This window comes from Mucilaginibacter sp. SJ, from assembly GCF_028993635.1.
GTDB lineage: Bacteria > Bacteroidota > Bacteroidia > Sphingobacteriales > Sphingobacteriaceae > Mucilaginibacter.
The window spans coordinates 2395908-2409014 of record NZ_CP118631.1; the positions used below are offsets into that span (position 1 = coordinate 2395908).

7 protein-coding genes are annotated in these 13107 nt (G+C 44.4%); 3 read left to right on the top strand and 4 right to left on the bottom strand.

What is annotated here, in order from left to right; translation table 11 throughout:
* The first annotated feature begins 124 nt into the window (after positions 1-124).
* The 3 genes from MusilaSJ_RS09630 (at position 125) to MusilaSJ_RS09640 (ending at position 5266) form a co-directional block, all read left to right on the top strand.
* Positions 125-2494 carry a glycoside hydrolase family 127 protein gene (locus tag MusilaSJ_RS09630; RefSeq protein ID WP_274989766.1) on the top strand — a complete coding sequence of 790 codons (2370 nt, stop codon included), beginning with the start codon at positions 125-127 and terminating at the stop codon, positions 2492-2494.
* Positions 2495-2520: 26 nt separating this feature from the next.
* Complete coding sequence (locus MusilaSJ_RS09635; RefSeq protein WP_274989767.1) at positions 2521-4923, top strand: glycoside hydrolase family 127 protein; 2403 nt, start codon at positions 2521-2523, stop codon at positions 4921-4923.
* A gap of 163 nt (positions 4924-5086) precedes the next feature.
* Positions 5087-5266: a BF3379 family histone-like protein gene (locus MusilaSJ_RS09640; RefSeq protein WP_090532015.1), complete on the top strand. Its 180-nt coding sequence runs from the start codon at positions 5087-5089 to the stop codon at positions 5264-5266.
* A 426-nt stretch (positions 5267-5692) separates the two neighbouring features.
* Here MusilaSJ_RS09640 and MusilaSJ_RS09645 read toward each other — a convergent pair whose 3' ends face one another.
* The 4 genes from MusilaSJ_RS09645 to MusilaSJ_RS09660 are packed head-to-tail and all read right to left on the bottom strand — an operon-like array spanning position 5693 to position 13101.
* The gene (locus MusilaSJ_RS09645) at positions 5693-7531 is read right to left on the bottom strand and encodes a glycoside hydrolase family 35 protein (protein WP_274989768.1); all 1839 of its coding nucleotides are present in this window, start codon (positions 7529-7531) and stop codon (positions 5693-5695) included.
* A gap of 48 nt (positions 7532-7579) precedes the next feature.
* Positions 7580-10012, bottom strand: coding sequence for a glycoside hydrolase family 2 TIM barrel-domain containing protein (locus MusilaSJ_RS09650; protein WP_274989769.1), 2433 nt, complete (start codon positions 10010-10012; stop codon positions 7580-7582).
* Positions 10009-11544 (bottom strand): glycoside hydrolase, encoded by a 1536-nt coding sequence (locus tag MusilaSJ_RS09655; protein WP_274989770.1) that lies wholly within the window; start codon positions 11542-11544, stop codon positions 10009-10011. The genes MusilaSJ_RS09650 and MusilaSJ_RS09655 overlap by 4 nt, the downstream gene beginning before the upstream one ends.
* Positions 11545-11598: 54 nt before the next feature.
* Positions 11599-13101 carry an RICIN domain-containing protein gene (locus MusilaSJ_RS09660; protein ID WP_274989771.1) on the bottom strand — a complete coding sequence of 501 codons (1503 nt, stop codon included), beginning with the start codon at positions 13099-13101 and terminating at the stop codon, positions 11599-11601.
* Positions 13102-13107 lie beyond the last annotated feature (6 nt).

Below are 13107 nucleotides of genomic sequence, written 5' to 3' on the forward strand. Positions count from 1 at the left end.
AAAAAGCCAACGCATAAAAAAAACGGCTAAAATCCTGCTATCAACTGCAAAATATCATTTAAAACAATTGTGAAAAACACACTAATTTAGTTGACAGTTATTCTTACCGTTATACAAACATATCATGCTAATAAAAAAGTGGTTTAAATTGAACCTATGCCTCGTAGCCTGCTTAGCAGGGGCACAAACAGTACACGCGCAATCCTATGTACCCGAATGGAACGATACCCGGATAAAAGTAAAACCGATAGTTCCGGTTAAAGCCTATTCTTTTAATTTAAGGGATGTTCAATTACTTGAGAGTCCTTTTAAGAAAGCGATGGAGGTTGATGCTGCTTATTTATTATCAATAGAGCCAAACAGGCTGCTTTCGGCCTTCCGTTCGCACTCGGGCCTTACACCTAAAGGTAAAATGTACGAAGGCTGGGAATCATCAGGTTTGGCAGGCCATACGCTGGGGCATTACCTGTCGGCCATTTCCATGCACTACGCATCAACGCGCGATCCTGAATTTTTGAAACGCGTAAACTATATAGTTAAAGAACTTGATGAATGCCAGGTAGCCCGTAAAACAGGTTACGTGGGCGCAATCCCTAAAGAAGATACCATCTGGGCCGAAGTCGCCAAGGGCGAGATCCGTTCCCGTGGCTTCGATTTGAATGGCGGCTGGTCGCCCTGGTACACTGTACATAAAATTATGGCCGGTTTGCTCGATGCCTATTTATATTGCAACAATGCCGAAGCCTTAAAAGTATGCAAAGGTATGGCCAACTGGACCGGCGAAACCATCAAAAACCTTGATGACGAGAAACTGCAAAAAATGCTGCTGTGTGAATATGGCGGTATGGCCGAAACATTAACTAACCTTTATGCTATTAATGGAGATAAAAAATACCTGGAGCTATCATATAAATTCTATGATAAAAAGATCCTCGATCCGCTATCGCAAAAACAGGATATACTGCCCGGCAAACATTCCAACACACAAATCCCCAAAGTAATTGCCAGCGCACGCAGATATGAGCTTACAGGCGATAAAAAAGATAAAGCCATTGCCGATTTCTTTTGGGAAACCATTGTTAATCACCATTCCTATGCCACAGGAGGTAACAGCAATTATGAATACCTGAGCGATGCAGACAAGCTGAACGACAAGCTAACCGAAAATACTACCGAAACCTGCAATACCTACAACATGCTGAAATTAACCCGGCATTTGTTTGCGGTTGAGCCTTCGGCCATGCTGATGGATTATTATGAAAAGGCGCTGTATAATCACATCCTTGCCTCGCAAAACCACGCTGATGGGATGATGTGCTACTTTGTGCCATTGCGGATGGGCGGAACTAAACATTACAGTACTCCTTTTGATGATTTTACCTGCTGTGTAGGCTCGGGCATGGAAAACCATGTTAAATACAACGAAAGCATTTATTTTAAAGGAGCTGATGGCAGCTTATATGTAAACCTGTTCATCCCCTCTGTGCTTAACTGGGCATCAAAAGGTTTATCGGTGAAGCAGCAAAGCAGTTTCCCTAATGATGATCACATCTCATTTACGGTAACCACTAAGAAGCCGCTTATCATGGCTATCCGCATCCGTAAACCAAAATGGACCGCCAACCCAACCATCAGCATTAACGGGAAAACTCAAAATGCTGCCACTGATGACCAGGGATATATTGTGTTACACCGCAAATGGAGCAACAACGATAAAATAGAGCTTACTACGCCTGAAAAGCTTTATACCGAAGCCATGCCCGATAATGCCAACAGGCGCTCGGTATTTTACGGCCCGGTATTATTGGCTGGTGTTTTAGGCAATACAGAGCCCGATCCGTTGAAAGGTGTTCCGGTTTTTGTGACCAGCGAAACAGATCCTAACCAATGGCTGCAAATGGTTGATAAAAAACAGTTGAGCTTCCGTACGGTGAATATTTCCAAGCCTGAAGAAGTTACATTGATCCCATTCAATCAAACTCAAAATCAATACTATTCTGTTTATTGGGACGTATTTACACCACAGGCCTGGGTGGTACAGCAAAAAGCGTATGACGAGCAAAAGAAAAAACAACAGGAACTGGAAGCCCGCACCATGGACATTTTACGTGTAGGCGAAATGCAGCCCGAGCGCGATCATAACTTCAGCAGTGAAAACGCCACTACAGGCGAAGATCACCAAAAGAAATGGCGGTCGACAGAGAACGGAGGCTACCTCCAATACGAAATGAAGGTTGATGCCAATGCGCAAAACACACTCATCAACAGCTATTGGGGCATGGACAACCGCGGCAGAAAATTTGATATTTTGATTGATGGCATTAAGCTGGCATCTGAAGATTTGAACCAATATAAAGAGAGCCGTTTTTACGATATCAGCTACACCTTACCCATTGAACTAACAAAAGGCAAACAAAAAGTAACCGTAAAGCTGCTGCCGCAAAAAGAAAACAGCGCAGGCCCGGTTTACGGCAGCCGGATGGTTAAAAACTAATTTTAAAGTAAAAGAACTTGAATATCATGATCAATAAACAAAAAGCTGTCGGTGCACTTGCCCTTTCACTTGCCGCACTTACAAGTCCGGTGTTGGCACAGCAAAAAGATTACCCTATCCAACCTGTTGCCTTTACCAGCGTACATGTAAATGACAACTTCTGGCAGCCTAAAATGGAAGTAAATGCCAAAGTTACTATTCCGTATGTACTGGCGCAATGTAAAGCCAATGGGCGTATGGATAACTTTTTACGTGCAGCAAAAAAACTGGATGGTGATAAGTTAAGTGAATTTCCGTTTGATGATACCGACGTATATAAGGCCATTGAAGGTGCATCCTATTCTATGCAGAATAAAAGGAACCCGCAGCTTGATAAATCCATTGATAGCCTTATCTCCATTATTGGCGCGGCCCAGGAGCCTGATGGCTATTTATACACTTTCAGGACTGTTAACGCCAAAAAGCCGCATGAATGGATAGGTTCCAAACGCTGGGAAAAGGAAGAAGATCTGAGCCATGAGCTGTATAACGCAGGCCACCTTTACGAAGCCGCTGTAGCACATTACCAGGCAACCGGTAAACGCACACTGCTCAACATCGCCATAAAAAATGCTGACCTGCTGGTTAAAACTTTTGGACCGGGCAAAATTGAGGAATATCCGGGCCACCAGATTGTGGAGATCGGCTTATCAAAAATGTACCGGGTTACCGGCAACAAACAATACCTTGACCTGGCCAAATTCTTTTTAGATGTTCGCGGCCCTAAAGGTGATGCCTACAACCAGGCCGACAAAAAAGTAGTTGACCAGCACGAAGCCGAAGGCCACGCGGTACGTGCAGCTTATATGTACACTGGTATGGCCGATATAGCTGCATTAACTGGCAATACCAAATATCTGGCGGCTATTGATGATATCTGGAGCGATGTGGTAACCAAAAAATTATACATCACCGGCGGCATTGGCGCAACCGGGGCGGGTGAAGCTTTTGGCGAAGCATATCAATTGCCGAATATGTCGGCTTATGCCGAAACCTGTGCGGCCATTGGCAACGTTTACTGGAACAACAGGATGTTTTTGCTGCATGGCGATTCAAAATACATCGACGTACTGGAACGTACGCTGTATAACGGCCTGCTATCAGGCGTATCGCTGAGCGGTAACAGGTTCTTTTACCCCAACCCACTTGCATCTATGTTTCAGCACCAGCGCAGCGCCTGGATCAGCTGTGCGTGCTGTATCAGCAACATGACCCGCTTTTTGCCTTCATTGCCGGGCTATGTGTATGCCAAAAACAAAAACGACCTGTACGTCAACCTGTTTATGAGCAACTCAAGTAACATCAAACTTACTTCGGGTAACGTAAACATTGTACAACAAACAGATTACCCCTGGAAAGGCAGGGTTGACATTACCGTTAGCCCCGATAAAGCCGGCGAATTTACTTTAAGAGTGCGCATCCCGGGCTGGGCAAAACAACAACCTGTACCCGGCGACCTGTATACGTTTATGGATAAAAAATCCTTCCCGCTTACGCTGATGATCAACGGGCAGGCAAAATCATTTGAAACCGAAAAAGGCTACGCCGTATTAAAACGCATCTGGAAAAAAGGCGATAAGGTTTCACTTTTATTACCGATGGAAACCGAAAAGGTATTGGCCAATCAACAGGTTAAAGACGACCGTGGCAGATTTGCCTTTGAGCGCGGCCCTATTGTTTATTGCCTTGAAGGCCCGGATAACAAGGACAGCCTGGTACAAAACATATTAATTGATAAAAATGCCATTGCCGATGCCAACTACGATGCCGACCTGCTTAACGGTGTTGATGTAATCAGTGCAGAAGGAAAAAGCGCCAAACGCCAACTAAAAACCGACAGCATTTTACAAACCGACCAAATGGTGAAGGCTATCCCCTACTATGCCTGGGCCAATCGCGGACCAAGCGAAATGACCGTTTGGATCCCTTATGAAACTTCGGCTGTACGACCAAAACCGGCCCCTACCATTGCCAGCACCAGCAAAGTAAGTGCTTCGTTAAAAAACGTAAGAATGTTTGCTGCCATAAAAGACCAGTATGAACCCGCCGATTCCAAAGATACCAATTACCCATACCTGCACTGGTGGCCTGCTAAAAACACCAATGAGTTTGTACAGTATGATTTTGATACTGAACACACCGTTAGCGAATCGAAAGTTTACTGGTATGATGACGGCCCATGGGGTGGCTGCCGCATCCCGGTATCATACAAGATCCTGTATAAAAAAGACGGGCAGTGGGTTCCGGTAAAAAACACCACACCTTATACCATAAATAAAGACAGCTTTAATGTAGTTACTTTTGAACCGGTTGCTACTACAGCCTTACGGATGGAAATTCAGTTACCGGTTGATAACTCTACCGGGATCCATGAATGGGCGGTTAAATAACCTGCTGCTAAGTCAATAGTTCTAAGTTGGAAGTCAAAAGTCGCTTTTCTTTTTTCTGCTTAGAACTTATGACTTTAGGCTAAAGACTAATTTATAGAAGAAAGGATTACGATTTGCGTGTAACCTTATAATCCCTACATTTGCGGCCTTAAAAAATAAAAAAATGATAAATTTCGAAAAAGTGAAAGAAGTAATCGCAGCAGCTGAAGCTGATGCGGCAAGCTTTTATGAGAAAGGCAACAAAGCTGCCGGTACAAGACTGCGTAACGCTATGCAACAATTAAAAGTATTAGCTACGGATATCCGTAAGGAAGTTACTGAAAAGAAAAACGCAGCAGCTTAATCACTGTCAAAAATGTTTTAGATGAAGCGGGGCTGGTTTTCCATGTACCCGCTTTATCAGTTAAAAGCCTGGCATATGCTTTTTAAAGCAAGCCAGAATTTAGATTTACCAGCCTCTTATAAGGTTTAATCCCCTAACATTTGCTTTCTGTTTAAGGTTTCTATTGCTAAAATCTCATAGGTTGTTTATTTTCAGAATAAAAACAGGTTATTATTAAAGTAGTTAATAAAACCCATCAGCCCGGTTTTGGAAGCTGATTCGTTCAATACCTTTTTTGTGAATAGAGCAACTGCCGCAGGTTTAGCGCCAGCGTAACCTGTGCTCTGGCACATCTGAAGTTTTCCAGCTTCAATACTCAATCAAAAAAAAGGATGTCACCCCAAATAGCGACATCCTTTTTTATTGGACTGCAAATACACAGCGACCTTATTTCCCTAAAACATCCAAAATAGGGTGATCAATTGCGTTTAACGTATTTTCTGATGGTTTTATCAGTTCAAGTACAGTAATTTCATTATTACCTTTTTTGAGCCATTCAACCGGCACATACAGGGTTTGTTGCGGACCGCAATTCCAATAGCGGCCTAAGTTGTGCCCGTTGAGCCAAACAATTCCTTTCCCCCATTTACTCATATCAAGATAGGTATCGGCCAATTTATCAACCTTAAAAACAACCTTTTTCAATAGCGGAGTATTGTTAGCTGCAACCTTTCTAATTGCCGGATTTGTTTTCACTTTACTGATATCATCAAAAGGCAGTGAATACATTTTCCAGTTTTTCAGCTCAGTACCGGCAAAAAGTACTTTTTCGGTAATGCCCTTTTTGTTTTTAAGCAGGTAAGGACCAAAATTGATGCGGCCAAGGTTTTCAACCAAAATATCCAATGTTACTTTTCCTTTTGGCAAGCTGATCATCAGGCTGTCCTGGTATTTACGCCTGTCGAGGATCCCTGCACGTTTACCGTTTACATATACTATACCGTAATCGCGCAGGTTTTTCAATTTAAGCAGGCCAGATTTGCCGCCGTTAATAGTTGTACGATACAACACAAAACCGTAAGCCTGATTCAGGTCTTCAAAAGTAAGTGGTGTATTGTTGGTCTTTGCAAGCGGCAAAACATTAAACAAACTGGTTGATTTAGTAAATTTAATTGCCGGCAGACTCATAGCAGGTTTAGCAGCCGGAACTTCGGGCAGGGTTATACCCGCTGGAAGGTGTTTACTGATCACAGCGCGAAACTTCATAAACTTATCGGTAGCATTACCTGCCTCATCGAGCGGGGCATCATAATCATAACTACTGATCTGCGGTTCATATGGATTTTGGTCATTATAGTTTGCACCGTTCATGAAACCGCGTGTTGTCCCGCCATGAAACATATACATGTTAATGGAAATACCCGCAGCCAATACCGAATCAAGTTTTGGTATAAATTTAGCCGCCGGTACAGTATGATGCGCGGTTCCCCACCAGTCAAACCAGGCCGGGTACCATTCGGCAATAAAATAAGGGCCCTTGCCATTATAATTTTCGCCTATCAGCTTTTTAACTTTTGCTACTTCATCCACCCCATTTATAGCAGGCAGCAAACCCGGTAAATGACCATCCTTTATAGCGGGTTCAGGGTCGCAGGTGTAAAGCTGGCCATCAAAACCGGCATCTATAAACATTTGGCGGTTAAGGGCCAGGTAATCTTTGTCGCTACCGTATGAACCGTATTCATTTTCTATCTGTACCATTAAAATATTGCCGCCATGATTCACCAACAAGGGTGACAGTTGCTTACCTACCTGGGTAAGATATTTTTTATAAGCTTCCAGGTATTTGGGTTCTTTGCTGCGTACCACTAAACCCTGCTCTTTTTCAAGCCAGTATGGGTAACCGCCAAACTCCCATTCGGCGCAAACGTACGGGCTTGGCCGCAGTATCACCCAAAGGCCCTCCTCCTTCGCTATTTTAACAAACTCAGCAATATCATGATTGCCTGTAAAATCATAATGTCCTTTTTGTGGCTCGTGAACATTCCAGAAAACATAGGTGCCAATAGTATTTAAACCCATTGCTTTGGCCATTTTCATGCGCTGGCGCCAGGCCTCGCGCGGAACGCGGGTATAGTGCATTTCGCCTGAAATGATCTGCAGCGGTTTACCATCAAGCAGAAATGTAGTATCGCCAAGAGCGAAAGTATGTTTGGCATTTTGCGCCTGCAGCTTTGCGGATGCAAACAGGATAACAGAGAGGAACAGTAGTTTTATAAGTTTCATAAATTGAAAAAATGCAGGATTTTAGTTTTTATTTATATTAGGGGATGACTATTTTACGGTTAATGGTATAGTTGATGATTTAAGATTACCGGCACTAAACTGAAGCTGTACCACACCAGGTTTACCTGTAGTTTGTACATAGGCTAATAAGCGCCCATGCAATGCTTTGCGTTTGTTTGATTGATAGCTTTCATGGCTGCTGTTGCTGCCGTTTTCAAGGCCTAATAGTTGAGCCGCTCCGTTAATTGTTACTGTTATCTCATCGGTAGCAGTAAATACAGGGTTACCGTTTTTATCGGTAATATAAACCTCGATCTGGCTCAGGCCTTTTGTGTTACGGCTAAACAGGGTATTATCAGCTATCGCTTTAAGTTGATAAGCATCGCCGGTTGTTTTTATACTATCGGTGCATACTTCAATGCCGTTGTTGTAACCTTTAACAACAAGTTCGCCGGGCTCATAGTCAACCTGCCACGATGGAACTTGCCCCCTTGCGGTGCTGCGTGTTTGTCTGCCAAGAGATTTGCCGTTCAGGAACAATTCTGTTTCCTGGCAATTGGTAAAGCAATCAACTTTTACTTTGTTGCCGGGTTGCCAATTCCAAACGGGCTCGGCAGTACGGTGGCTCCAGATCCCTCTGTCATCAGTTCCGGTTATAGGGCGTGAACCTATATAAGCCATGGGCTTGTCCGACCAAAGACTTTGCCTGAAGAAATATTCCGGCTTTTTAAAACCGGCCAGGTCAATAAGCCCTGCCCCATTGCTGCGCTGCGGCCATTTGCCGGCCTCACCCAGGTAATCTATGCCAGTCCACAGGTATTGGGCCGAAATATATTCATTACTGTCAACAGCGTTCCAGGCTTGTTTTTGCATCCCGTTCTCACTGCCGTAAATAATACGGTTGGGATATTTTTTGTGATCTTCAGGGTACCTGTATTCCTGGTAATTATAACCCACAACATCCAACACATCAGGGTAACCTACTTCATTCGACATCACCACACCGGCCAGCGCGGCAGTTACCGGGCGGGTTTGATCAACGGCTTTTACAGCTTTAACCAGTTGTTTGGCTATCGGTGTTAGCCCGCTTGCCGGGGGATGATCTGGCAGGTAGCCCTTACCATAGATCTGCGGATTGCGGCCGGTGTTTAATACTTCATGGGTATATGGATCATTCGGATAATCTATCTCGTTACCAATGCTCCACATAATGACACAAGGATGGTTGCGCGCTCGCAGTACCATATCAGCTACATCCCGGTCTGCCCATTCCTTAAAATATTCGTGGTATCCGTTTTTAGATGGCGTACCAACATTCCAGCCTGCTACCCATTTGTTTTTGCCTACCTCCCATTCGTCAAAAGCTTCGTCCATTACTAAAAAGCCCATCTTATCGCACAAATCGTACAAATAATCAGCATGAGGGTTATGGCTTAACCTGAGCGAGTTTACACCTGCATCCTTCAATAATTTCAATCTGCGTACCCAAACTTCCCGCGGAACGGCTACGCCCAACGCACCGGCATCATCATGAATACATACGCCTTTAAGTTTGGTGCTTTTATCATTTAAAAAGAAACCCTTATCCTTATCGAAACGGATACTGCGGATCCCTACCGCCTGGGTTATTTCATCGGTTCGCTTGCCGTTACGGTTAAGAGATACCTCAAGCTTATAAAGGTTAGGCTTTTCGGCATCCCATAATTGAGGAGACGATATCTGTTGATCAAACTCAACCTCATGTTTGCCTGGCTTCACGATTGCCTGTTTTTGCAGGGAAACAGTTGTTTTACCCCTTTCATCAAGCAGGTTCACTTTTACCAGTACCGCTGCATCAATGACCTTGCTATTGGTAATATTCACCTTAACTTTTACTGTAGCTTTAGCTGCTGAAACATTGGGCGTGGAAAAGGCCACATCCCAGGGGGCGATGTGTACCTTGTCTTTAACGATGAGGTATACATTACGATAAATACCGGAACCGGTATACCACCTCGAATCAGCGAACTCGCTGTGATCTGCCTTTACAGCTATGATGTTAGTTCCATTTAGCTTTAAATACGGGCTCAGCTCATACTGAAACGAGATAAAACCATTTGGACGTTTACCTAAATAATGCCCGTTGATCCATACCTCGCTGTTTTTATATACGCCATCAAAATAAATATAAACCTGCTTCCCCTTCCATGCATTATTGCCGGCGAAACTCTTTTTGTACCAGCCAATCCCCCCGGGCAAATAACCGGTAGCACTTGCCCATTCATTGCTAAAAGGGCCTTCAATACTCCAGTCATGCGGCAGGTTGACAGTTCTCCATTGCGTTTCGGAAGTGATCCCGCTGATCCCTGTACCGATGTCGCCCTTGTGAAAAGCCCATGCCGTATTAAATAAAACCGGCTTGCCTGTGCTCTGGGCCTTAAGTAAACCAGGCAGCAATAGCATGCCAAGTACAAAAAGAAGCAGATGTTTTTTATTTTTCATTTGATGACACCTGTAAACGTGACAATGGAACGTGCCGGAATAACATTCTTATCCCAGGTTGCTTTACCGGCTTTAAGCTCATCAACCTGCGATGTTAAATAGGACGATGTAAACTGAACTTTAGCATTATCCATATGGAATGCCGCGCTTACCTCATTGGCGCTCTGGTTAACTATAACCACGGTTAAGTTTTTTCCATTTTTAAATGCCGACACCAGCAAGGGCTTTCCTTCGGCTACTGATGAAACTTCTGCATCAACCCTCACAGCTCCGGGTTTAACAAACCTGCTGTAGTTACCCATGACCCAAAGCATTTTGCTGCCGTAAAAATTGCCGTCGGTTTTATTTTTGTCGATGTAAATCAGGCCATCCTTATAATCATAGGCCGAAATGGCTGTCCACCATTGCCAGGCCGACGCGTTGGCTGCCGTAAGATCGGTATGGATCACTGATGCTAAATATAGCGCCGCATCAATACCCAGATCACGTTTGTTACCATCAATCTCACCCGCGTTATCGCCTAAGATGCAATACTCCGACTGCCACAAATCAAGGCCCTTAACAGCCGATACACTATCAGCCAATGCCATACGAGCTTTTACTGACGATGCCATAGGCGACGTAGTGAAATAGCTGTGCGCCGCAATGGTTTTGGCTACAGAAGGCAGGTCGCCTATGTAATTGGCCGATCCGGGCTTAAAAAAATCGGTTATCTGGCTGCCTTTACCCGGCTTATCACCTTTAGTAAATAAATAGTTGATGCTCCCGGCCTCGCCAACCAAAATCTTTGAGCTAATCTTATTATTGATAAATTCTTTATTGATGGCCCGTATCAATCCTGCTACCTCAGCATTATTATACGGGGCTCCCTCCTGCCCACCATCACTCCAATCCCACTGAGGTTCGTTTACCGGGCTTATGTAATCAAATTTTAATTTGCTTACCTGCTCAACTCCCTTTACCACTTTAGCCAGGAACACGGCATAAGCATCATACTTATCGGGTGCTATATTGACTTTGCCGCCGGTAGCATAAGCCTTGCCGTTAATAGTAAACTGCACCGGCGGACTGTTATTAAAACCTAAAAATTGCTTAACCCCGCGCTTTTTGGCAGCCTCAAGAAACCACAACTGCCCGGCCTGGTTTTGCCAGTTATAGCTGCCATCGCCGTTTAAAAACGATTCAGCACGGCGCCACTCGTCTTTAATGCCACTTTCGTTTCCCTGCTGGGTACTGCCTGCACCAATGTTAAACCTCCATAATGATAAACCTATGCCTTTAGGTGAACCATCGGCATAGTTATCCCGGCTAAAAAGCAGGTCGGCAATTTTATTGCGCTTATCATCAGGCCAGTTACCTACAAACTGGCATGCCCATGCATCCGACGCTCCAAAGTTGCTGATGGTTTGGTGCGCTTTTGAAAAATTGATATCAATAGTTACTTCTTTGCCCTGGCTGCTTACCAAAGGAATATTAATCCCCAAAGCAGCTACAGCCATCAGTATTTTTTTTATAGTAGTTTTTATTATCATCGCGTTTAAATCAACAAATAAAACAGCACTGTTTAGTGCTGTTTTATTGCAATATTATTGTTGCACTATTTGCCATTGCTGGTTAGTAGCGCCGCCATAAGGCCACTGAATAATGCCTGCACCATTTGTGATTGATGCGCCGTTAACATCGAGCGCAAGCCCGCTGTTACGGTTGAGTGCTTTATAAATGCCATCGCTGGTAGCAGTAAGCTGCCATTGCTGGTTGTTGCCGCCGTTCCACGGCCATTGTATAATGCCCGCTCCGTTGGCAGTTGAACTCATATTAACATCAAGTGCCTGGCCGCTGTTGCGGTTAGTTATTTTGTAATAGCCACCGCCGTTGGCAGCAATAACCCATTGTTGGTTATTGCCCCCGTTTTGAGGCCATTGTATGATACCTGCTCCATTAGCAGTTGAGCCGCCATTAACATCGAGTGCCTGGCCGCTGTTAACATTTAAAAACCTGTAGTATGCGCCAGTATAAAATGTATCGGTACCGCCGGCACCCACGCCCCAGGCATATTTGATACGGCTTAACCCCGATGCATTTGTGGTTGATACAGTAAGGCTTGTACCTGTACCGCTCAGTTGTTGAATGGCATAGCTATCGCCGGTACGTACGCCCGGCCAGTAAACCGCGCCCATACCGTAAGCACGTGCCTGGTTGGTTAAGCCCTGCAGGTAGGCTATTTCCTGGTCGCCGCCAATAGCGCCGGTGTAATTTTTACCACCTGTCATCGGGATACCAAATTCGGTAAGAACCGCGCGGCTACTATAGGCCCCGATATTACCCTTTAAGCGATTTTCCCATTGTAAAGCGGTTGTAAGTGTGCCATTACTAAAAAAAGTATAATCATGTATCGACAATAAACAACCCGAAAAACGGCTATCGGCACCAACGCCGGTAATATCCTGCGAATAAGAGGTACCGCTAATAAGGATCCTCCCCTGCGGAACAGAAGGGTAGTTGCTTAACCACTGGGCGCAAATGGTTGTCCAGTCGGTTAAAGAATAGCCATGCGGCTCGTTAAAGATCTCAAAATAAACATGCGCATTGCTGCCGTATTTGGTAACAATGGTTTGCCACATCGACCAAAATTCAGTGGTATTATCTATCTTCCCGTCTGCAGATGATTTGGCTTCCCAGTACCCCAATATCACATTCATTCCTTTGCTCAGGGCTTTGTCAATAACACCGGTATAGGAGTTCCACCAGGTTTGTGATACGGTTGAATAATTTACCGGCAGCCTTACGGTATTAGCTCCTGTATTGGTTTGGATCCCTGTTAATACAGCGTCGGCTTTTGCCGACACCGTGGCGTAACTATCGGCAGAGGTTAAGCCGCTTAATACCAGTATTCCATCACTAAAGTTATCACCATCGGCAGCCCAGTTCACGCCTTTCAGCGCGCTTGCCGGTGTTGAATCTGTAGTTACTGTTTTCTCTCCTGTTTTTATTTCATCCGGAGTTGATGATTTTTTTACTGATACGATATCCTTTTTACACCCGGCCGCCAAACAACACATCGCTAATAATGCAATACTTAAGTTCTTCATAATTTG